Here is a 21405-nt window from a genome sequence, read left to right as displayed (position 1 = left end):
CTTACTCCTTTTGGCGGTATGCCCAGAATTTATTCATTACAAAATTCACCGGTATCGTGACAAACATATTCAGCACCGGTCCCAGATATCCTGAAAGCTCCCTGTCCGTCAGCACAATGCCGATTCCCGTAAGCCCATTGGCAATTCCTGTACAGAATCTTGAAATGTCAATGACGTCCACCCACAGCCACAGCAAAAGGTTGTTGAGCAGCAGCCCGGTAAATGCGTATGCTGCATACGTCTTTAAAAGAACCTTCCACCAGACTCTCTTTTGTGCATTTTTATCTTCTTTAAATACAAATACATTCTGCCAGATGTAAGCGTGCAAAACGCTTAACAGCCAGCTTAACACATTTGCAAGAAAATAATTATCTGTCAGTGCAAACGCTACGGCATAAATAACATAGGATACAATCGTATTGGATATGCCGACCAGCCCAAAACGGATGATCTGGTTTATCAGTGCCTTGTTTTTTTCACTCATTGTTTACTGGTTTACAGCCTCCGTAATGGTCTTTGCCATATAGTCAATCATTTCGTCTGTCATGCCCGGATATACACCTACCCAGAACGTATCGTTCATAATACGGTCTGTGTTGTCTAATCCGCCGACTACACGGAAACCTTCTCCTGTTGCACGCATTTCGTCAAAGCATGGGTGCTTGATTAAGTTGCCCGCAAACAGATTTCTTGTCTGTACACCGTGGTTTTCAATGTATTCAACAACTTTCTTTCTGTCAATGCCTTCTTTTACCGTAATTAAGAAACCAAACCAGCTTGGACGTGAACCTTCACACGGTACCGGTAAAATTACCTTATCCTGAATACCTTCGAGTGCCGCTCTTAAACGGTCGAAGTTATGTCTTCTTCTTTCTACGAAAGAAGGGAATTTTTCAAGCTGTGCACAGCCGACTGCTGCCTGCATATCGGTTGCCTTTAAGTTATATCCGAAATGAGAATATACATACTTGTGGTCATATCCTAACGGAAGTTCACCGTACTGCTTGTCAAAACGGTGTCCGCACAGGTTGTCCCTGCCGGACGGGCAGACACAGTCACGTCCCCAGTCACGGAAAGAACGGATACACTTATTTAACAGTGGGTTGTTTGTATAAACAGCACCGCCTTCGCCCATTGTCATGTGGTGTGGCGGATAAAAGCTGGATGTTCCGATGTCACCGACTGTACCTGTAAACTTTTCTTCGCCCTTATAGTTATACTTAGAACCGAGTGCATCACAGTTATCTTCAACAAGCCATAAGTTGTGCTTATCGCAGAAATCCTTTACGGCAGTTAAATCAAACGGATTACCGAGTGTATGTGCAATCATGACAGCCTTTGTCTTTTCGCTGTATGCTTCTTCTAACTTTGTAACATCAATATTGTACTGAGGAATCGTTACATCCACAAATACCGGTACTGCACCGTACTGGATTGCCGGTGTTACAGTTGTCGGGAAACCTGCTGCAACCGTGATAACCTCGTCCCCTCTTTTAATTCTTCTGTCACCTAACAGCGGAGAAGTCAGTGCCATAAATGCGTTTAAGTTGGCAGATGAACCGGAGTTTACAACCGATACATACTTTACATTTAAGTATTCACCAAATTTCTTTTCAAATTCATCTGTGTAGTGACCTGCTGTCAGCCAGAATTCCAGTGCGGAATTCACAAGATTCTTCATTTCTGCACTGTCATAAACACGGCTTGCGTAGGAAATTCTGTCACCTTCGTGATATTCTTTTTTTGCATGATATTTTTTACAGTATTCATCTACAAAGGATAAAATCTCTTCTCTTGCTTCTAATTCATTCTTATTTTCAAACATTCTATAATTCCTTTCTGTTGTTCATCGGATTTGTCTTTATTTATCAAAAAATTCCGCAATCTGTGCGTCCATACATGCAGGAATATCTCCGCCTGCCGCATAGACCTTAGACCACGCCACGCTCTTTTCAATTGCTGTATCAAAATTCCATACCGGCTTCCAGCCAAAGGTTGTCTTTAACTTTGAGCAGTCCAGCTTTAAGAAGTTAGCCTCATGAGGACCGCCGTCATACTTGTTGACCCACTTTAAACCTTCGCCCCATTTTGCACAGAATGTATCCACAAGATTGCCTGTAGTAATGCAGTCACTCTCATCCGGTCCTACATTATAAAATCCCGCATAAGACTTGTCTTCGTACTGCTTCATCGCAATTAAAAGGTATGCTGCCAGTGGTTCTAAGACATGCTGGTACGGTCTTGTGGAATGTGGATTTCTTACAATAATATCTTCTTTCTTTAATGCCGCACGGACACAATCCGGTACGATTCTGTCATTGGCAAAATCGCCGCCGCCGATAACATTTCCGGCTCTTGCGGTCGATACGGCTACCGGCATATCATTAAAGAATGAGTTGATATAGCTGTGTGTAACCAGCTCTGAGCAGGACTTACTGTTAGAATACGGGTCATATCCGTCCAGCGGTTCATTTTCACGATAACCCCATGCCCATTCCTTATTTTCGTAAACCTTGTCCGTTGTGACATTTAAAAAAGACTTTACACACGGATTGATACGTACACATTCACAGATATTGACCGTTCCCATAACATTGGTTTCATAGGTATATACCGGGTCTTTATAGGAATCGCGCACAATCGGCTGTGCCGCAAGGTGCAGTACGATTTCCGGCTGGGTCTTTTCAAAGACTTCTTTTAAATGTGCTAAATCACGGATATCTCCAATGACAGATTCCATTTTATCTTCGACATCTGCCATTGAAAAAAGATTCGGCTCGGTCGGCGGTGTCAGGGAATAGCCTGTCACCTGTGCGCCTGCGCCTACAAGGATTCTGCAAAGCCAGCTTCCTTTAAATCCTGTGTGTCCTGTAATCAGGACTTTTTTGCCTTTATAAAAACTCAAATCCATTGTCGTTCTCCTTATTCCCATGACTTCCAAGGTGCTTTGCCGGACTGCCAGAGTTCTTCTAATTTTTCCATTTCTCTCTTGGTATCCATGCACTGCCAGAAACCATTGTAGTTGTATGCCTTTAATTCTCCGAGTTCGGCACATTTTTCAAGCGGTGCCTTTTCAAATACTGTGGAATCGCCTTCAATAAAATCAAAAATCTTCGGTTCTAATACCATATATCCCGCATTAATACGGCTTCCGTCAGAATCCTGCTTTTCGCGGAATGCACGGATGGTATTGTTCTCATCAATATCAAGTACGCCGAAACGCTGTCCGACACTGACAGATGTCATCGTTGCAATCTTGCCGTGGGACTGATGGAACTTCACCAGTTCATTGATATTCACATCACAGACACCATCGCCATAAGTGAGCATAAAGGTTTCATCTCCGACATACGGCTGGATTCTCTTTACACGTCCGCCTGTCATGGTATTTAAACCGGTATCAACGAGTGTAACCTTCCATGGCTCTGAAAAGTTATTGTGAACTGTCATCTTACCGCCCTGTGTAAAGTCAAATGTCACATCCGAATTGTGAAGCGCATAATCTGCAAACCACTCCTTAATCACATACTGCTTATAACCGCAGCAGATGATAAAATCATTATACCCATAATGGGAATATTCTTTCATAATGTGCCATAAAATCGGCTTTCCTCCGATTTCAATCATTGGCTTTGGTTTCAGATGGCTCTCCTCACTAATTCTTGTCCCAAATCCACCTGCAAGTAATACTACTTTCATCACAACCTCCGTATATTTTAAAAAATTTAACTGATTTTACTGTATCGATGTCCACATATTTCCCCACGTTAAAATCATATATTGGTAAATATAGCACAGTTTTGCCATTTATGCAATAATGAACAAAAATGGGAAGCTCCTGACTGCGGCTTCCCATTTTTATATTCCATTTACTGGATTTTTTTTATTGTTGCTTTTGTATTATTCTGTGTTGTGCCCTCCGTTGCTTCCGGTGTTGTTTTTTCTTCTGCCGGACGCTGTGTTTCCGGTTCTTTTGTCTTTTCCTCTGTGGCTGGTTCTGTATCTTCCTGTGTATTGTTATCTCCGGAATCATCCGTTTTTTCCGAACTTTCAGTGCTGTCCTGTTTTTGTGTCCGCTGTGTTGTTGTGCTGCTCTTTGTTGATGCCTGCGTCTTTTTTGTCGTCTGTTCTGCCGTTTGATGTGCTGTCGTCCGTTCCGTCTGTTCCTGTGTTTCTGACTGTGCTGTCTGTGTCTGTGAGGACGGCTGCGCCTGTGTGCTTACAGTTGTTGTTTCTGTCTGTTTTGCCGTGGTTGACATACTGTGATTCACCGATACCGGCTGTTTCTTTTTTCCGCCTGCTAACAGTACCACAACAACGATAACTGCTATTACACACGGAATGGCAGCAATGAGTATTTTTTTTACATTGCTGCGGTCGTTCCAGAAACTGCTGACATCTGACGGTTCTTCCTCAAATTCATCTCCGTCATCTTCGTCCCCGTCACTTTCCAGCGAAAATCCTTCAATGTCTTCCGTTTCATCATCTTCCATCGAAAGTTCTTCTGATTCCTGTGCTGTCTGTCCTGCCGGGTTTTCATCGGATTTCTGCGCTGCCGGTCCTGTCTGGCTGATATCTGCTGTTTCCTGCTGCTGGCCGGCCGGCTGTGTTATTTCTATCTGTAATTCCTGCGTATCCTGCAAATCCTGTTCTTTGGGCTGTTCCGGTTCAAAAAAAGACTGCACTTCTTCCGGCAGTTCCACCTGTTCCTCCGGCTGGCCATCCTGCAATTTCGCAAAGGCCGCCATCGCCGCCGCAATGAGTTCATCCTGTTCCTGTTCTTCTGTCCGGGCGCTTTTTTGTAAACTTTCTTCATTCTTTACCGTTTCCTGCTCCGGCCGCGCTTCTCTTTTTTTTGCTGCTGCCGTTTCCCTTGGATAATTCTTTTCCAGAACGTCCAGCGCAAACCGCTCCATCCATTCCTGAATCTGGTTCATATCCGCCATTTCAATCTTCTGATACATCCGCACCAGAATCTGCTTCACTGCCTTTTTATACAAGGTTTCATTTTTCGGAAACACTTTTTTTACAACCGGCTGTACCACTTCGGATGCCAGTGTACAAAACTCCTCAAATCCGCCGCCTTTTCCTTCTATTTCATTATTTATCAGCTGAATCAGCTGTTCGTCCAATTTCCCCATCTCTAATCTCCATTTTTTCTATTTTATGATGCCGGGGCATCCCTCCGCTATAATACCTGCGGATTGTTACGTGCCGCGCACTCACAAACCCCTGATATCATATTAATTTTAAAAATCGTGCATAACGTGCCGCTATCTGCCTGTAATCATACTGCTGTGCCGACTTTTTTGCCTCTATCTGCATTTTATTATAGATTTCCTCATCTTTCAAGAGCCTGTCTATCTGTTCTGCCATGCCGCTGACATCCTTTTCTTCAACAAGGAAGCCGTTGACACCGTCTTTTACAATATCCGTAATGCCCCCGGAGCGGCTTGCCACAATCGGAAGCCCCGAAGCAAACGCCTCCAGTATCACCAGCCCGAAGCCTTCTTTATCTCCGTCTTTTGCCGTAATGCTTGGCATTACAAATAAATCTGCCGAAGCATAAATTTTTTTTAATTCCTCATGTGTTTTTGCCCCCAGAAAGACAATTTTTTTACCGGTTTCCCGCATGACTTTGTCAGCCTGTCTTTGCAGTTCTTCCCTTAACGGTCCGTCACCGGCAATCACAAGCATTGCATTTTCTACATTTCTCATTGCTTCAATGGCATAGTACACACCCTTTTTTTCTGCCAGACGTCCGACAAATAAAAGTACCTTTTGATTTCCCTGTCCAAAATAATTTTCTTCACGATACTGCCGTCCGAAAAGTGAAGTATCGCACCCCATGGAAATTACCGCCTGGTTTTCATTCTTATAAATGCCATCCAATACATCCATCAAAGGCTGGGATACCGCAGTGACGCCCCATGCATTTTTTAAGCATCTTCTTTTTAATTTTTTTAACAATCCATGATTCAGTGAAGTCACATCTGCGCCATGTCCGGTCACAATATACGGCATTTTTAAGAATGACTGGACAATTCCCTGTGGAATCAGCCAGTTTGCCTGAACAATGTCATAGGACTTTCTCATTTTAAAAAGATGCACCCATAATGACACAAAAAGCCAGGGAACCAGAAGGCCCCTGACTTTCTTTTCTCTGATTCTGGGTACGATTGCTCCTGGATAACATAATGTTTCTAATGAATGAACCGGAAAGTAGTGATACCGTATCACGGACACGCCCTCCAGCACCTCTGTATCTGCTGCTTTGGGCGCTGCCGGTACCAATACCGTCACCTCTGCGTATTCTTTCATATATTTTGCCAAATCCAGTATAAACCTCGGTTCGGTGTCATTTTCATAGCGTGGAAAGGTCGAACCTGTTATAAGCAGTCTTTTTTTCATTCTGATAACCCTGACTCATTTTTTACTAAATCGGAAGATTTTTCATCTTCACATTCCTGTCTGCTGTAATCCATTTTCCTTACATGATACTGTACATCCTGTAAAATCTTACGGTTTGCGGAAATCACATCGCCGAGCAGCCCGACCACAATTGTCTGAAAACCAACAATCAGAAGGGTACTGGCTAAAATCAGTGACTGCAGATGTCCACCGCCTTCACCGGAACAAAAAAATACAAAATACCGTACAAAAAAACCAACGCCTACCAGCGCAAGAATACTTCCCAGCATAAAAAAGAAGTATAGCGGGCGGTACATCAGATAGGTTCTCACAATTGTCAGCATGGATTTTTTAATATATCCCCACATGCTGTGAAACAGCCGGGATTCACGCAATTCGGGGTTGGTCCGGATTGGCACTGACATCACCGCCATTTTTTCACGGCCTGACTGTACAATTGTTTCCAGTGTATAAGTATAATCGTTAATTACATTAATTCTCATCGCAGCTTCTCTGGAATACGCACGGAATCCGCTTGGCGCATCCGGAATCGTCGTCTTACTTGCCTTGCGCACAACCCAGCTGCCAAAATGCTGAAGCTTTTTTTTTAACGGTGTAAAATGCTCCGTATCATCAATCGGACGCTCTCCGATTACAATATGCGCTTTTTTGTCAAGAATCGGTCTGACCAGTGTTTCAATATCCGCACCGCAGTACTGGTTGTCCGCATCGGTATTGACAATAATATCTGCCCCGTTCTTTAAGCAGGCATCCAGCCCCGCCATAAATCCTTTGGCAAGACCTTTGTTCCTGCGAAAGCGTACAACATAGTGCACCCCCCATTTCTTTGCAACTTCTGCTGTATTGTCATGGCTTCCGTCATCAATAATCAAATACTCTATTTCATCAATTCCATCGATGTGTTTCGGCAAATCATTTAATGTAACCTCTAAGGTTTCTGCCTCATTAAAACAAGGTATCTGTATAATTAGTTTCATAATCTATCCTCAATTCAATATATAGCACCCTGTAAGATGCAATCAATTAATGATACACTAATTTTCCTGTTGTTTCAATACATTTAATGAAAAATCAGAAAATAGACAGCTATAACAACAACCGAAGCTGCTATATCAATTGCTGTTCTTGCTCCTTTTCCCAGATTCGGCAGAAGGTAGTCGACCAGTCCTTTTTCATCGTGTTCATCACCCGGATGTGTTTTCCCATGCTTTTTACGCATCTGCACATTCCCCTCGGACTGTTTTTCTCTCACTGTCGTACTCTTTCCTATTTTAAGCATACATTCCCTTAACTGTGCAATTTCATTTTTTACAATGCTTTCATCAATTTTTAAGGTCCTGCTGATTTCATCGACAGTGCATTTTTCATACATATATAAAGCAGCCATTATCATCTTGTCTGCCTTTAAATTCTGAAATGCTTCCGGTTTGCCTTTATAGGCATGTACGCTCTCAAACGCATCTGCGTAAGTGTCTGCTGTTTTTTCAAATTCCGAATCATCTGCAATGACAGTGTATTCATATTCTTTCATATTTTCAGCTGTTGTATATAATGCCCCGTTCTTTTTACCCAGTGCCTGATAAATCCGCACAATTGCATAGACCTGAACATTTTTATGTACGTCCAGAATTTTTCTGTCCGAAAGATTTGCAACATACTTTTCCAAAATGGTCCGCACTACTTTCTGTGTCTTTTCTTTATCCTTGTAAATCGTATAAACTAACGTATAGACCTCATCAAAAAGCAGTTCCTCAATCTCTTTTTCTTCTCCCTGCATTCCCATCTGCGCCCGCTCAATCATATGCTGCAAATGCAGTTCCGTCTGTTCACTATGCATATTTCTTTACCTCTGTTTCTCTTTTAAAAATTTCTTTCCATCACGGATTCCCCGCTTATAGATGGATACTTCTTCTTTCCAGTCCTCATGATGCAGATGAACCAGTGCAAATATTCTGTTACGCATACCGCTTCCCGTCCATAAAATCAGCCGCAAAACCACATAGTCCCACAAATTTCCATGGGTACGCACCATGTGCATGCGGTTTCTGATTCCATAGTAATCTTTCCATGTATAATGCCTTGGCCAGTCCATCGGTTTAAACACCGTTTTGTGATTTAATACTGCTGCCGGAATTACCATAATCGGGGAGATTTCACGGATTCTTACACAGTATTCTGTATCATCATACCATATAAAATACTCTTTTTGCGGATATCCGATCCGCTCAATCACCTCATCACGGATCATCAAGCCACAAAAGGAGGCCGTATCGCAGTAAAAAGACTCCTTTTGATATTCCTCCAGTGGGATTTTTTCCATTCTGAATCCCGGTCTTTTCATCCGCTGACGGTGATCCCGGACAATACAGCCATCCGTCTTTACAACCCCTGCAAATGCAAGTATCTCTGGATTTTTCCGTGCTTTGTCCAGCAGCTGTTCTGCAAAATCTTTAGAAAGCATTGCATCATCATCTATTATAATGTGTGCTTCATCTCCCAGTTCATGCGCCTTTTTGAGTCCTTCATAAAAGCCGCCGGCCCCGCCTGCATTATGATCCAGCCGGTAATGTACAAGCTGCGGTATTGAAAGGCTGTTTAAATACCTGTCGGTATCATCTGTGCATGCATTGTCAATTACGACAATATGCGTTGCAGCAATTGTCTGCTGCAACGCACATGTAATACACTCTTTTAATAAATCGCAACGATTATATGTAACGATTACAATTGAATACTTCATAGAATCTCCATGCCTGCTATGCAAGCTTTTTTCTTAATTTCTGAATCTGAAGTTCTTCCTCTTCTATCTTATTCTTTTCATGCTGCGCACGTTCTTCGTTTCCGGCCTGCTGCGCCTCTTCGAGCTTGCATCTGTGATGATACTGACGCATCAGCAAATCATCAATCTGATCCCCAATCTGCTCTCTTTTCTTCCGTGTCATAAACAACGCCATGTTATTCCTCCTGAATATTTTCTATCTTTTCAACGTCCATGTAAATGTTGCGATATGTCCCGACCACTGAACTGAAAGACTCAGTTCACGATATGATATCTCCAGTCTGCCTGAATCTGTAAATGTACCCAGCCATTCACTGTCAATTTCCTGATCCGTACTTTCTACCATTGCCGTAATTGTAACATTTCCTGATGTTTCTGATGCCTTTTCACTGATATAAGCATAATAATCATCTATCTCTGCATCTGTAAAATAATTTTCCTGCATTCCAAGATAATAATACTTTGTCCCGTCTGCTTTAATATCACTTGTATAGGTATGATCCTGCTTCATTTTTTCATCTGTAATGTTAAAATACCCATACAGCACCTGTCCCGGTGTATCCGGTACAGGATCATCCCATGTTACATCCACCATATACCACTCATCATCGAGCATTACCGCATTCCATGCATGTCCACCACCGTCTGCTGTTCCGGTAATCGTTTCACATGGAATTCCTAAAATATCCATGCACAGCTTAAATGCACTGGCATATCCGTCACATACCGCTGTCTTGTAGACAAATATGCCTTCTGCCGTATGTGATGCCGCCGGTACGGTTCCGTTCTGATAACTTTTATAATCATATGCTGAATTTAACACCATGTAATCGTGTACTGCTTTTTCCTGTTCAAACAGGGTATTATACTCAAATGCAGCATCCAAATAAGCGGACAATCCTTCAAAAAATGCCTTCTGTTCATCTGTTTTGATAACGGATGTATCGCCTGTTCTGTACGCATATTCATAATTGTAATACGGATCATTCGGATCAAGGTTACAGTGTACCTCTGAAATCTCTGTAACATGACCATTCTGAATGATGTAAATCTGTAAACCGTCGGTGATGCTTCCCGTATAATCAAAATCAATCCGTCCGTCTTCATACAGCCATAAGCCGTACTCATTTTCACCTAAGCCGTAATACTCTAAATCCAGTATACCATCTGTAAAATACCACCAGCCGTATTTATTGCATGCCATGCCTGTATACGTCAAATCAAGCATCCCATTGTCAAAATACCACCAGCCGTATTCATTTAACGCCATTCCCGTATATGACAAATCAAGGTGACCCTTATTAAAATACCACCAGCCGTAATCGTTTAACGCCATTCCGGTATATGATAAATCCAGTACACCATTGTTAAAGTACCACCAGCCATATTCGTTTAATGCCATTCCGGTGTAGTTAAAATCCACTGTGCCACCGGTTACGTACCACCAGCCGTATTCATTTAACGCCATTCCGGTATAATCCCAGTCAATTGTACCGTCCGATACATACCACCAGCCATATTCATTTAACGCAAGTCCCTGATACGCTGTATCGACTTCGTCATCCTGATAGTAGTACCACTGGTTATCATCTGCTAAACGCAGTGCATAATCGTCTGCTGCCTGCACCGGCTGTACCTGACCAAACAAACATGCAGCAACCAGCATAGCTGCTCCAGCAATGATATTTTTCAGCATTTTTGTCATAAAAAGATGCCCCCTTTGTAATCTCTGTGTATAGTTCTCTTTTAACATAACACAGATATGCAAATTGGTCAAAGTTTTTTTACTGTTTCTTTTTTAACGCTTCTTCCAGTGTATGCCAGCCAAGCACCGCACATTTTACACGGGCAGGCATATGGGCGATATCTTTTAACGCAGAAGCTTCTTCGAGCTGTTCAATTTCTTCATCATCTGCTTCGCCCTGAATCATACGCAGAAACAGCTTTCCGAGCTTTAACGCTTCTTCCTCGGATTTTCCGATAATCATGCCGAGCATAATATCTGCCGATGCCTGTGAAATGGCACAGCCGTCCCCGACAAACGCACCATCTTCAATCACACCGTTTTCTACCTTTAATTTCAGCCAGATATCATCGCCGCAGTTCGGATTAACCCCTTCCAGTACAATATTGGCATCCGGCAGGTCGTGTTTAAATTCCGGGCGCATATTGTGTTCCGTCAGAATTTCATTATAAAAGCTTCTATTCTCCATATCCCATTCTCCTTCTGATTTGCGCCGTGCTTTCTACAAATGCATTCACTTCCTCCGGCGTATTATAAAACATAAAGCTTGCGCGCGTTGCGTTGTGTACCCCCAGATACTCCAAAAGCGGCTGTGCGCAGTGATGTCCCGCACGCACATCAATTCCGTCTGATGAAAGGATTTCGCTAACATCATGCGGGTGTACGCCCTCTATTGTAAATGCAACTATTCCCGTATGATTTTCAGGAGCTTCATCGCCTAAAATATGCAGATGCGGTACTTTCTTTAATCTCTCCATTGCACGCTTAGTAAGCGCTTCTTCCTTTGCCATAATGGTATCAAAGCCGATTTTTTCAACATAGCGGATTGCCGCCGCAAGTCCGGCAGCCCCTGCCGCATTGACTGTACCTGCTTCAAATTTATGCGGCAGTTTAGCATACGTTGCACCCTCTCTTGTCACGGAAGAAATCATCTCTCCGCCTGTTAAAAATGGCGGCATTTTCTCTAACAGTTCTTCTTTTCCGTATAATACACCGATTCCCATAGGTCCCATAAGCTTATGACCCGAAAATGCGAGAAAATCGACATCGAGTGCCGTTACGTCCACCGGCATATGCGGTGCGCTCTGTGCGGCATCGACAACCACAACCGCGCCTTTTTCATGCGCCAGTTTTACGATTTTTTCAACCGGATTGACACAGCCTAAGACATTGGATACCTGTGCAACTGCCACAAGCTTTGTCTTTTCCGTAATCGCAGCTTCAAGCACCTCGTCAGGAAGCGTTCCTTCCTGTGTACATTCCAGGAATTTTAATACTGCGCCGGTCTGTCTTGCCACCATCTGCCACGGAAGCAGGTTGCTGTGGTGTTCCATAATACTAACCACAATTTCATCACCCTCACGCAGGTTTGAAAGGCCGTAGCTGTATGCCACCAGATTTAAGCTTTCTGTCGTATTTCTTGTAAAAATAATCTCTTTGGAAGATTTCGCATGAATAAATTTCTGCACGGTCTTTCTTGCTTCTTCGTACTGCTCGGTCGCCGCAAGGCTCAACGGATAAAATCCGCGCAGGGGATTGGCATTTGCCGTTTCATAAAAATGCTTTTCCGCTTCCAGTACGCAGTCCGGCCGCTGTGCCGTTGCCGCATTATCTATATAAACCGTTTTGTTTTCCCGTAACAGGGGAAAATCCTGTCTGTAATCATAAGCTGTCATCTGTCAATACCTCACTTAACTGCTCTTCCGCAAATTCCTTTGTTTCTTCATCGTCAATCTTATGGGTTAAAAGTTCAAGCTTTGCCCGTGTCATAATATCTTCGGCATGTTTTTTATCAATGCCCCTTGCCGCAAAATATAACAGTGTTTCTTCATCAAGTTCGCCGATTGCCGCACCGTGATTGCCTTCTACATCTTCTTCCGCACAAAGAATCAGCGGAATGGTCTGATTGATGACATCATCGCCCAGAAGCAGTACCTGTTCGCTTTCCGTTCCCTTTGCACCCGAAGCGCCGCGTTTAAAATCAATCGAACCGCGGAATACTTTGTGTGCAGCATCTTTTAACGTGCCGTCTGCCGTCACATTGCTGGTTGTCTTCTTGCCGATGTGATTTACAATATAATTTATATCCAAAAGCTGGGTATTCTGCACAAGATAGCCTGTCTGCGCCTGAAAATCCGCACGCTCGCCCTTTAAATCTGTACGCACGCCGTTGTATACATGACCCTTGCCGATAAATAACTGCAACAGCTCGACCTGCGCATTTTCATCGCAGACACAGCCTGTATCGGATAAAAGGGTCTGCTCCTCGCCGAGGGCTATGACCTGCACCAGACGGATTTTACTGTTTTTTGCTGCAATCATGCGTGTACGGAATGCCATATTCTTTTCTTCCGGACTCTTTTTTGTAAAACGCTCCACAACCGTAATCCGGCTGTTTTCCTCTGCATAAATGTCTAACATACCGGCAGATGCCGTATCTGTGCCGCTGATTTCATATACCACAGGATTTTCCGGTTCTCTGCCTGCTGCCGCCGTTATTCTTTCCGGCGCCACTGCCTTAAACACGCAGTCTGCCTGACGTCCCGCTCCGGTTTCCACCGCTTCGAAAGCTTTAATGTCCGCCAATGCTTCTGCTGTTTCTTTACCGCCCGATAATGCTTCGTTTTCTGTGCTTTCTTTTTTTACAATTGTACAGTCCTGTGCTTCATCGGTCCATGCAAAATTCGTTTCATTTAATTTCAGCCAGTGCCATGTCTTAGACGGTAACTGATTTATTTTTATATTCACTGTTTCTTTCATATTAATCTCCATTCCGCATTTCTAGCCAATACTGCCTTTCATTTCCAACCGAATCAGATTGTTCATTTCAACCGCATATTCCAGTGGCAGCTCCTTTGATACATTGTCTGCAAATCCGCTGACAATGCAGGCTCTCGCATCTTCCTCGCTCATGCCGCGGGACATCAGATAAAATACGGCCTCATCACTGATACTGCCAATCTGTGCTTCATGTCCGACATTGGCATCCTTTGTGCGGATATCCATCGCCGGAATCGTATCCGAACGGGATATGGCATCTAACATCAGGGATTGGCAGGATACGGATGACTTTGCGTTCTTCGCATTCTTTGCCACTACAACGGAAGATCGGAATGTCGAAATACCGCCGTCCTTTGAAATCGACTTTGTATTAATATAAGAGCTGGTATCCGGCGCACTGTGTACAACCTTGGCTCCGGTATCCAGATTTTGTCCTTTTCCTGCAAATGTAATGCCTGTAAATTCCATTTTTGCGCCCTTGCCCTTTAAAATGCTCATCGGATACAGGTAAGAAACGTGCGAACCAAATGAACCTGAAACCCATTCAATCGTGCCGCCTTCTTCAACGAGTGCGCGCTTTGTATTTAAGTTGTACATATTCTTTGACCAGTTTTCAATCGTAGAATACCGCAGTCTTGCATTTTTGCCGACAAACAGTTCCACACAGCCTGCATGCAGATTTGCCACGTTATATTTCGGTGCGGAACAGCCCTCGATAAAATGCAGGTCTGCACCCTCATCCACAATAATCAGCGTATGCTCAAACTGTCCTGCTCCCGGCGCATTTAACCGGAAATACGACTGTAACGGAATTTCTACCGATACCCCCTTTGGCACATACACAAATGAACCACCGGACCATACTGCACCGTGCAGTGCCGCAAATTTGTGGTCGTTCGGCTTTACCAGCTTCATAAAATGCTTCTGTACCATGTCGGCATATTCGCCTTTTAAGGCACTCTCCATATCCGTGTATACAACTCCCTGTGCCGCAACCTCCTCGCGCACATTGTGGTATACCAGTTCAGAGTCGTACTGCGCGCCGACACCGGCAAGGGATTTCCGCTCTGCCTGTGGGATACCGAGCCGCTCAAATGTATTTTTAATGTCTTCCGGCACGTCTGACCACTTTGCCTTCATATTCGTATTTGGACGGACATAGGTCACGATATTTGCCATATCCAGTCCTTCAATCGACGGTCCCCAGTCCGGTACGGGCATTTCATTGTAAATCTGTAATGCCTGTAAACGGAAGTTCTGCATCCACACCGGGTCATTTTTTTCTTTTGATAATTTTTCTACAATCTCCGGTGTCAGACCCGCCTGCAATTTATACGCATCTTTTTCATCATCTTTGAAATCATAAACGCTTCTGTCGATGTCTTCCACATAGCTTTTTTCTTTCATTGCCTGTTACTCCCTTTCCGCTGTTTGCTGTATGCTTGATTCTCTGCTCTCCTACCTGTGCTCCTCTGCCTCGTAGCCTGCAAAACCGCTTTCATTAATCTCATCAACAAGCCCTGCACCGCCTGTCTTAATGATTTTTCCTTCAACCATAACATGTGTATAATCTACCGGAAGGGATTCCAGAATTTTTGTGCTGTGTGTGATAACCAGCAGACTGCCTTCGCTGTTTTTCTGATATTCACGAATACCGGCTGATACAGTGCGCACGGCATCAACGTCCAGGCCGGAGTCGGTTTCATCAAGAATTGCCAGCTTTGGCTTTAACATTAAGAGCTGTAAAATCTCGGCTTTCTTTTTTTCGCCGCCGGAAAATCCGACATTCAAATCACGCTCAGCGTAGGATTTATCCATATCAAGCAGTTCCATTGCCGCTTCCAGCTGCTTTTTAAACTCCCACAGACGGATTCGTTTACCGGTCTTTTGTTCTACCGCATTTCTGATAAAGGAGCTGAGTGTCACCCCCGGCACTTCCAGCGGATTCTGGAAAGATAAAAAGATGCCTGCCTTTGCACGCTCATTAACCGGTTCTGCGGTGATATTTTTTCCGTCAAACCAGATTTCCCCCTGCTTTACCGTGTAGCGTGGATTGCCAAGCAGTGTATAACCCAGTGTAGATTTACCGGTTCCGTTCGGTCCCATCAGTACGTGGGTTTCTCCCGGACGAATCGTAAGGTTGACTCCGTGTAAAATTTCCTTTTCCTCTACATCTACAACTAAATCTTTTACATTCAGTAATTCTTTTTCTGACATGATTGTTCCTCCTGATTTTTATATCACCCTAATTGCAAGCTGTTTTATGTGTATTTTTGTTGTGACACAAACCTGCCTGTTTGTATCCGGCAGGGTAATATTGTATCAACTTTTTTCATTTGATCTCTGATTTTGTATCATCTGCTGTCTGGCATTCTCTGCGACTTCTTTCAGTGTCATGCTGTCAAAATATTTATCCACAAGCTCCGCCAGCCCTTTCCAGATTGGCAGTGTACAGCAGTCACCTGCCCTGTCGCAGGGCACTGCATCGTCCTTTAAGCAGGATACCGGTGCAAGTGTTCCTTCCGTCAGTCTCAATATTTCACTAATCCGGTAATCTTCCGGTTTTCTTGCCAGCCGGTAACCTCCGCCGTGTCCGCTGATGCCTTCTATTAAATGTTCTTTGGACAACATTCTTGCAATGCTCTCCAGATACTTCTGTGAAATCTGCTCTTTTTCCGATATTTCTTTTAGCGGTACATATTCATCTGAGTTATGCTCCGCAAGAAATACCATAACCCGCAGGGCATACCTGCCCTTTGAAGAAATCATCATACGCCTGTTCTCCAATCCTTTGTTTTATCAAGATGATATTCCTATTTACCTACTATGTCAATAGGTGAATATATTAAAAAATTATAACGCAGGAAAAGAGGACACGTGCTGTGGCTCTTTTGCTGCGTTATATGACAAATATTCCTATCAATTCCGGTTATACTAAAATATTCAATATCAGAAAACTAATCTATAAATCTTCTAATCGTTATAATCGACATCATATGCATATTGGAAATTTTAACCACTTCGCCCTCCTGTGGTGAATGAATAACCTGTCCATTTCCTACATAAATTGCAACATGTCCACTATAGCACACCAGATCGCCCGGCATAATATCATCTTCATCTACAGCTTCTCCCTGTCTTCTCTGTGCTGATGATGTCCTGTCTAAATCTATTCCAAAATTACTGTATACGTACTGTGTAAATCCCGAACAGTCAAATCCGGTATCCGGTGATGTACCTCCCCACGTATAAGGTGTACCTAAAAATTTTTCTGCATATTTTACAATCTGCTCACCAAGTCCCAGCATTGCTCCGGTTTCATCATCATAATAGTAGTATCTTCCATCACGTTCAACTTCTCCGGTAACCATTGCTCCGGTTTCTGTATCAAAATAATATTCGTCCCCATCAATTGTCTGTTCTCCGTACTGCATAATTCCGGTTACTGTGTCGTAATAGTAATATGCACCGTCACGGTAATATTTTCCATGCGCCATCTTTCCGGTAGCTGTATCAAAATAATACCGGTTACCGTCAATATACTGCTCCCCATACTGCATTCTTCCGGTGATAGAATCATAATATACCCATTTGCCGCCGGCATCATCATTATCCGGAATATTAGTAATTCCATGCGCCATCTTTCCGGTAGCTGTATCAAAATAATACCAGTATCCATCAATATACTGCTCTCCATACTGCATTTTTCCTGTGATCGGATCATAGTATACCCACTTGCCATTCGGATCATCTGACTGTGGAAGATTAACAAAACCCTTTGCCATAGCACCTGTCGTTAAATCAAAATAATACCATGCACCGTTTTTGTAGCTTTCTCCTTTTACCATTCTGCCGTCGCTGTCGTAACGTGTCCACTTTCCTGTTCCGTCTGCATTTAATACAATAAAGACATCCTTATCCCTTGCCATTGTTCCATCTGCTTCAAACCAATACCATGCATCTGTCTGTGGATCATAAACTTCTTTTGACCGTGCCAGTACACCGTTATCATACCAATATGCCTGTCCGTTTTCATAATACCAGCCATTATAATTATCCTTCTGAAGTTCGGCGGCATAGGTCTGCTGATTTGGCCACAGCAATATGCAGCCTGCCAGTGCAAGCATACAAGCTGCCAGTTTAAATACACTGAATTTTGTGTTTTTCATCTTTATTTCCTTCCTAATTGTGATTTTATTTATTGCATATGCGATAATTTATTGCAATCATAGGTCTGTTTTTCCTAAATTTCAAGACAACTTTCCCCAATGACAATTTTTTATACCTCAATGCCCTGTTTCTTTTTGACATCTTTATAATAAGACCTTAAAATACTTATATATTAAGTTATTCAGAAACGGGGATTCGTATGAATATATTACTTTTAGAAGACAATTGTACAGAATTACAAATTTTATATAATATTCTTAAAAAACACTGGCCGCAATTTCATTATACCTGTTGTCAAAATTATAATGATGCTCAAAAATCCATTTTATCAGTTCAGTATGATATTTTTATTCTTGACATACAGCTCTCATCCGCTTCCGATGCCTTTAACGGCATCACTTTTGCCCGGTATATCCGAAGTCTCCCTGCTTATCGGACAACCCCTGTGCTTTTTAACACCGGCACCTCTGATACTATCCAAAAATGTGTTAATGAAGTCCACTGCTACCATTACCTTGAAAAGCCCTATAATGAAGCTGTACTGGTTCATGCCATGAAAGAGCTGCTCGCCACATTATCCAATACGACTGATAACAACTATCTGACCATTAAATTATTAAATGATGTTACGACTCACGTGTGTTTATCAAATATTTTACTCATAAAAGCAAACGGGCATTATCTGACTTTCACTTGTCCCGACGGCAGCTTTACAAGTAATACCTATTCTTTATCTTCCATTGCTAAAATACTTCCATCGTATTTCACCCGCTGCCACAGAAAATATATTATTAATACAAATTTTATTACATCCTATGACAAGACCAACCTTTATCTGCATATTCATAATCATATTATTCCTGTTGGGAGAACGTTTAAAAAGGAGTTAGAAAATCATCTGCTTTATTAGCAGGTGATTTCCCAACTCCTTTGATTTCCATTATTCTACACCGTCCGCTTCCCGAACATCAACAGATACTCCTGTGCCTTCTGCAATGAAATACTCAGCTTCTTCTGTAACCGCTCCAGTATATCCTGTTCTGACAGTCCGAATTCATAGCCTGTTTCAATGATTTCCTCGGCTCGTCCTTCACTACGTCCTTCTTTTCGTCCTTCAACACGTCCCTCTTTTCGTCCTTCTTCACGTCCTTCTTCACGTCCTTCTTTTCGTCCTTCTTCAATACCGGCTTCCTTTATTCCCTGACTCAGATTGCACATCACATCCACCTCCTGCTCTATGTTTTGCTCTATCGGTATATCATATTCTTCTTTTATGATATTCAGTCTTTCTCCGGCTGTCAACCCCTCGGCAAACAGTGCTCCCAGCAGGCGGTGCAGTTCATACTGCTCTCCCTGCCCCGGCAGTTCCTTTGCCAGTCCTATCATAACAATGTTAAATAAATCCAGCTTTCCACGCCAGTCATGGTATCCAACCAGATCATCTTTTACCAGATGAATGTGGCTTAAACTGTTTTCTTCCATGTTCATACACACCCAGATAGAATACACTCTTTTGATGTCATCATACTCCGTGTTTTCAAAATCCCGTTCCTTCTGTGATGAAATCAAGCGGCTTACGTAAAATACTGCCCTGTTTAATATTCCATATCTCTGCGGTTCATCTTTCTGTGCTTCCACATTAATAATAATCTGCGAAAGTCCGTCTTTCATCCGCACATAAAATACAATGTCAAACCGCACCAACCCCTCTGCATGTTCCTGATTCTCTGTATTCAGTCCTGCGATTCGAGAACCCGACTTTAACTTTTCTTTTCTACTGATATTCTGTTTTACTTCCTCTGCTGTCAGTTTCTCTTTTTCTATCTCTATGTTTGTCCCTGTCTGCCCGGTCCGCATCACTTCCTGATTCGTCAGCCCCGGCTCTAACGGTATCCTGCTGATATACGGCTCTCCCTCTATTAAAGTTTCCACATATCTTGGATTCATTCCCTTAAATTCATCTACCGTTCTTACCAGTATCTGTGCCAGTATGCTTTTCTGCCCGAGCAGTCTTTTGGCACTTTCGTCATACTGCGTTCCCTGATCTGCCGCCATTACAGCATTATGTACCTCCGTATGCATTGCCCCCTCCTTTGCAAATCCATTCACAAAAATATTGCTTTCTACACCGTCCGCTTCCCAAACATCAACAGATACTCCTGTGCCTTCTGCAATGAAATACTCAGCTTCTTCTGTAACCGTTCCAGTATATCCTGCTCTGACAGTCCGAATTCGTAACCTGTTTCAATGATTTCCTCGGCTCGTCCTTCACTTCGCCCTTCAACACGTCCTTCTGCGATTCCCGCTTCCTTTATTCCCTGACTCAGATTGCACATCACATCCACCTCCTGCTCTATGTTTTGCTCTATCGGTATGTCGTATTCTTCTTTTATGATATTCAGTCTTTGACCTGCTGTCAATCCCTGTGCAAACAGTGCTCCCAGCAGGCGGTGCAGCTCATACTGTTCGTCCTGCTGAGGCAGTTCTTTTGACAATCCTATCATAACGATATTAAATAAATCCAGCTTTCCACGCCAGTCATGGTATCCAACCAGATCATCTTTTACCAGATGAATGTGGCTTAAACTATTTTCTTCCATGTTCATACACACCCAGATAGAATACACTCTTTTGATATCATCATATTCCGTATTTTCAAAATCCCGTTCCTTTTGGGATGAAATCAGGCGGCTTACGTAAAATACCGCCCTGTTTAATATTCCATATCTCTGTGGCTCATCTTTCTGTGCCTCCACGTTAATAATGATCTGAGAAAGTCCATCTTTCATCCGCACATAAAATACAATGTCAAACCGCACCAAACCCTCGGCATGCTCCTGATTCTCTGTATTTAATCCTGTGATTCGCTGACCGGATTTTGCCCTCAGCTCCACCGCTGCTTTCATCACTTCCTGATTCGTCAGCCCCGGCTCTAACGGTATCCTGCTGATATACGGCTCTCCCTCGATTAAAGTTTCCACATATCTTGGATTCATTCCCTTAAATTCATCTACCGTTCTCACCAGTATCTGTGCCAGTATACTTTTCTGCCCCAGCAGTCTTTTGGCACTTTCGTCATACTGCGTTCCCTGATCTGCCGCCGTTACGGCATTATGTACCTCCGTATGCATTGCCCCCTCCTTTGCAAATCCATTCACAAAAATATTGCTTTCTACACCGTCCGCTTCCCAAACATTAACAAATACTCCTGTGCCTTCTGCAATGAAATACTCAGCTTCTTCTGTAACCGTTCCAGTATATCCTGCTCTGTAAGTCCGAATTCATAACCTGTTTCAATGATTTCCTCGGCTCGTCCTTCACTTCGTCCTTCAACACGTCCTTCTTCACGTCCTTCTTCACGTCCTTCTTCACGTCCTTCTGCGATTCCCGCTTCCTTTATCCCCTGACTCAGATTGCACATCACATCCACCTCCTGCTCTATTGTCTGTTCTATCGGTATATCATATTCTTCTTTTATGATATTCAGTCTTTCTCCGGC

The 21405-nt window shown here is 43.1% G+C and carries 21 protein-coding genes and 1 pseudogene; 1 reads left to right on the top strand and 21 read right to left on the bottom strand.

Annotation, left to right across the window (positions count from 1 at the left end):
- Nucleotide 1 precedes the first annotated feature (1 nt).
- From WMO37_RS13040 to WMO37_RS12955, 18 genes are all read right to left on the bottom strand, one after another.
- On the bottom strand, nt 2-484 hold the full coding sequence (locus tag WMO37_RS13040; RefSeq protein WP_349155222.1) for a GtrA family protein: 483 nt from the start codon (nt 482-484) through the stop codon (nt 2-4).
- Nucleotides 485-487: 3 nt separating this feature from the next.
- Entirely contained in the window at nt 488-1825 is a 1338-nt protein-coding gene (rfbH, locus tag WMO37_RS13035; RefSeq protein ID WP_022431731.1) for a lipopolysaccharide biosynthesis protein RfbH, read from the bottom strand.
- Nucleotides 1826-1861: 36 nt separating this feature from the next.
- The gene (gene rfbG / locus WMO37_RS13030) at nt 1862-2911 is read right to left on the bottom strand and encodes a CDP-glucose 4,6-dehydratase (RefSeq protein WP_022431730.1); all 1050 of its coding nucleotides are present in this window, start codon (nt 2909-2911) and stop codon (nt 1862-1864) included.
- A gap of 11 nt (nt 2912-2922) precedes the next feature.
- Nucleotides 2923-3699, bottom strand: coding sequence for a glucose-1-phosphate cytidylyltransferase (rfbF, locus tag WMO37_RS13025; RefSeq protein WP_022431729.1), 777 nt, complete (start codon nt 3697-3699; stop codon nt 2923-2925).
- A 170-nt stretch (nt 3700-3869) separates the two neighbouring features.
- The gene (locus WMO37_RS13020; RefSeq protein WP_349155221.1) at nt 3870-5141 is read right to left on the bottom strand and encodes a hypothetical protein; all 1272 of its coding nucleotides are present in this window, start codon (nt 5139-5141) and stop codon (nt 3870-3872) included.
- A 97-nt stretch (nt 5142-5238) separates the two neighbouring features.
- On the bottom strand, nt 5239-6411 hold the full coding sequence (locus WMO37_RS13015) for a glycosyltransferase family 4 protein (RefSeq protein WP_022431727.1): 1173 nt from the start codon (nt 6409-6411) through the stop codon (nt 5239-5241).
- Entirely contained in the window at nt 6408-7409 is a 1002-nt protein-coding gene (locus WMO37_RS13010; RefSeq protein WP_022431726.1) for a glycosyltransferase family 2 protein, read from the bottom strand. The genes WMO37_RS13015 and WMO37_RS13010 overlap by 4 nt, the downstream gene beginning before the upstream one ends.
- An 83-nt stretch (nt 7410-7492) precedes the next feature.
- The gene (locus WMO37_RS13005; RefSeq protein ID WP_349155220.1) at nt 7493-8269 is read right to left on the bottom strand and encodes a hypothetical protein; all 777 of its coding nucleotides are present in this window, start codon (nt 8267-8269) and stop codon (nt 7493-7495) included.
- Between the two features lie 6 nt (nt 8270-8275).
- Nucleotides 8276-9172 carry a glycosyltransferase gene (locus tag WMO37_RS13000; RefSeq protein ID WP_349155219.1) on the bottom strand — a complete coding sequence of 299 codons (897 nt, stop codon included), beginning with the start codon at nt 9170-9172 and terminating at the stop codon, nt 8276-8278.
- A 16-nt stretch (nt 9173-9188) separates the two neighbouring features.
- Nucleotides 9189-9386, bottom strand: a complete 198-nt coding sequence (locus WMO37_RS12995; RefSeq protein WP_022431723.1) for a hypothetical protein — start codon at nt 9384-9386, stop codon at nt 9189-9191.
- A gap of 21 nt (nt 9387-9407) precedes the next feature.
- Complete coding sequence (locus WMO37_RS12990) at nt 9408-10916, bottom strand: transglutaminase domain-containing protein (protein WP_022431722.1); 1509 nt, start codon at nt 10914-10916, stop codon at nt 9408-9410.
- Between the two features lie 79 nt (nt 10917-10995).
- Entirely contained in the window at nt 10996-11424 is a 429-nt protein-coding gene (gene sufU, locus WMO37_RS12985; protein WP_022431721.1) for a Fe-S cluster assembly sulfur transfer protein SufU, read from the bottom strand.
- The gene (locus WMO37_RS12980) at nt 11414-12631 is read right to left on the bottom strand and encodes an aminotransferase class V-fold PLP-dependent enzyme (protein WP_022431720.1); all 1218 of its coding nucleotides are present in this window, start codon (nt 12629-12631) and stop codon (nt 11414-11416) included. The genes sufU and WMO37_RS12980 overlap by 11 nt, the downstream gene beginning before the upstream one ends.
- The gene (locus WMO37_RS12975; RefSeq protein WP_349155218.1) at nt 12618-13715 is read right to left on the bottom strand and encodes a SufB/SufD family protein; all 1098 of its coding nucleotides are present in this window, start codon (nt 13713-13715) and stop codon (nt 12618-12620) included. Before WMO37_RS12975 ends, WMO37_RS12980 begins: the two co-directional genes overlap by 14 nt.
- Nucleotides 13716-13736: 21 nt before the next feature.
- On the bottom strand, nt 13737-15143 hold the full coding sequence (sufB, locus tag WMO37_RS12970; protein ID WP_022431718.1) for a Fe-S cluster assembly protein SufB: 1407 nt from the start codon (nt 15141-15143) through the stop codon (nt 13737-13739).
- A gap of 51 nt (nt 15144-15194) precedes the next feature.
- Nucleotides 15195-15953 carry a Fe-S cluster assembly ATPase SufC gene (gene sufC / locus WMO37_RS12965; RefSeq protein WP_022431717.1) on the bottom strand — a complete coding sequence of 253 codons (759 nt, stop codon included), beginning with the start codon at nt 15951-15953 and terminating at the stop codon, nt 15195-15197.
- Nucleotides 15954-16058: 105 nt separating this feature from the next.
- On the bottom strand, nt 16059-16505 hold the full coding sequence (locus WMO37_RS12960) for an RrF2 family transcriptional regulator (protein ID WP_369122873.1): 447 nt from the start codon (nt 16503-16505) through the stop codon (nt 16059-16061).
- A 188-nt stretch (nt 16506-16693) separates the two neighbouring features.
- Nucleotides 16694-17905 carry a C40 family peptidase gene (locus tag WMO37_RS12955; RefSeq protein WP_349155217.1) on the bottom strand — a complete coding sequence of 404 codons (1212 nt, stop codon included), beginning with the start codon at nt 17903-17905 and terminating at the stop codon, nt 16694-16696.
- A gap of 200 nt (nt 17906-18105) precedes the next feature.
- On the opposite strand from WMO37_RS12955, the gene WMO37_RS12950 reads away from it, so the two are divergent.
- Nucleotides 18106-18816 (top strand): LytR/AlgR family response regulator transcription factor, encoded by a 711-nt coding sequence (locus WMO37_RS12950; protein WP_349155216.1) that lies wholly within the window; start codon nt 18106-18108, stop codon nt 18814-18816.
- Nucleotides 18817-18851: 35 nt separating this feature from the next.
- Here the strand turns inward: WMO37_RS12950 and WMO37_RS12945 are convergent, their stop codons facing one another.
- The 3 genes and pseudogenes from WMO37_RS12945 to WMO37_RS12935 all read right to left on the bottom strand — a co-directional run.
- A complete protein-coding gene (locus WMO37_RS12945) occupies nt 18852-19988 on the bottom strand; it encodes a hypothetical protein (protein ID WP_349155215.1) in 1137 nt (378 codons plus the stop codon).
- A gap of 41 nt (nt 19989-20029) precedes the next feature.
- Complete coding sequence (locus WMO37_RS12940; protein ID WP_349155214.1) at nt 20030-21037, bottom strand: hypothetical protein; 1008 nt, start codon at nt 21035-21037, stop codon at nt 20030-20032.
- 41 nt (nt 21038-21078) lie between these two features.
- Nucleotides 21079-21405 (bottom strand): annotated as a pseudogene (locus WMO37_RS12935) (transposase); the annotation flags it as partial.

Source organism: Lachnospira intestinalis, assembly GCF_040095895.1.
GTDB lineage: Bacteria > Bacillota > Clostridia > Lachnospirales > Lachnospiraceae > Lachnospira > Lachnospira intestinalis.
Note: the sequence above shows the minus strand (reverse complement) of the source record. Positions and strands in the feature narration are given on the sequence as shown.

What these genes read in the sequence shown, in the direction of transcription:
- WMO37_RS13040 (WP_349155222.1), bottom strand. Translation starts at nt 484, where the DNA reads ATGAGTGAAAAAAACAAGGCACTGATAAACCAGATCATCCGTTTTGGG.
- rfbH (WP_022431731.1), bottom strand. Translation starts at nt 1,825, where the DNA reads ATGTTTGAAAATAAGAATGAATTAGAAGCAAGAGAAGAGATTTTATCC.
- rfbG (WP_022431730.1), bottom strand. Translation starts at nt 2,911, where the DNA reads ATGGATTTGAGTTTTTATAAAGGCAAAAAAGTCCTGATTACAGGACAC.
- rfbF (WP_022431729.1), bottom strand. Translation starts at nt 3,699, where the DNA reads ATGAAAGTAGTATTACTTGCAGGTGGATTTGGGACAAGAATTAGTGAG.
- WMO37_RS13020 (WP_349155221.1), bottom strand. Translation starts at nt 5,141, where the DNA reads ATGGGGAAATTGGACGAACAGCTGATTCAGCTGATAAATAATGAAATA.
- WMO37_RS13015 (WP_022431727.1), bottom strand. Translation starts at nt 6,411, where the DNA reads ATGAAAAAAAGACTGCTTATAACAGGTTCGACCTTTCCACGCTATGAA.
- WMO37_RS13010 (WP_022431726.1), bottom strand. Translation starts at nt 7,409, where the DNA reads ATGAAACTAATTATACAGATACCTTGTTTTAATGAGGCAGAAACCTTA.
- WMO37_RS13005 (WP_349155220.1), bottom strand. Translation starts at nt 8,269, where the DNA reads ATGCATAGTGAACAGACGGAACTGCATTTGCAGCATATGATTGAGCGG.
- WMO37_RS13000 (WP_349155219.1), bottom strand. Translation starts at nt 9,172, where the DNA reads ATGAAGTATTCAATTGTAATCGTTACATATAATCGTTGCGATTTATTA.
- WMO37_RS12995 (WP_022431723.1), bottom strand. Translation starts at nt 9,386, where the DNA reads ATGGCGTTGTTTATGACACGGAAGAAAAGAGAGCAGATTGGGGATCAG.
- WMO37_RS12990 (WP_022431722.1), bottom strand. Translation starts at nt 10,916, where the DNA reads ATGACAAAAATGCTGAAAAATATCATTGCTGGAGCAGCTATGCTGGTT.
- sufU (WP_022431721.1), bottom strand. Translation starts at nt 11,424, where the DNA reads ATGGAGAATAGAAGCTTTTATAATGAAATTCTGACGGAACACAATATG.
- WMO37_RS12980 (WP_022431720.1), bottom strand. Translation starts at nt 12,631, where the DNA reads ATGACAGCTTATGATTACAGACAGGATTTTCCCCTGTTACGGGAAAAC.
- WMO37_RS12975 (WP_349155218.1), bottom strand. Translation starts at nt 13,715, where the DNA reads ATGAAAGAAACAGTGAATATAAAAATAAATCAGTTACCGTCTAAGACA.
- sufB (WP_022431718.1), bottom strand. Translation starts at nt 15,143, where the DNA reads ATGAAAGAAAAAAGCTATGTGGAAGACATCGACAGAAGCGTTTATGAT.
- sufC (WP_022431717.1), bottom strand. Translation starts at nt 15,953, where the DNA reads ATGTCAGAAAAAGAATTACTGAATGTAAAAGATTTAGTTGTAGATGTA.
- WMO37_RS12960 (WP_369122873.1), bottom strand. Translation starts at nt 16,505, where the DNA reads ATGATTTCTTCAAAGGGCAGGTATGCCCTGCGGGTTATGGTATTTCTT.
- WMO37_RS12955 (WP_349155217.1), bottom strand. Translation starts at nt 17,905, where the DNA reads ATGAAAAACACAAAATTCAGTGTATTTAAACTGGCAGCTTGTATGCTT.
- WMO37_RS12950 (WP_349155216.1), top strand. Translation starts at nt 18,106, where the DNA reads ATGAATATATTACTTTTAGAAGACAATTGTACAGAATTACAAATTTTA.
- WMO37_RS12945 (WP_349155215.1), bottom strand. Translation starts at nt 19,988, where the DNA reads ATGCATACGGAGGTACATAATGCTGTAATGGCGGCAGATCAGGGAACG.
- WMO37_RS12940 (WP_349155214.1), bottom strand. Translation starts at nt 21,037, where the DNA reads ATGCATACGGAGGTACATAATGCCGTAACGGCGGCAGATCAGGGAACG.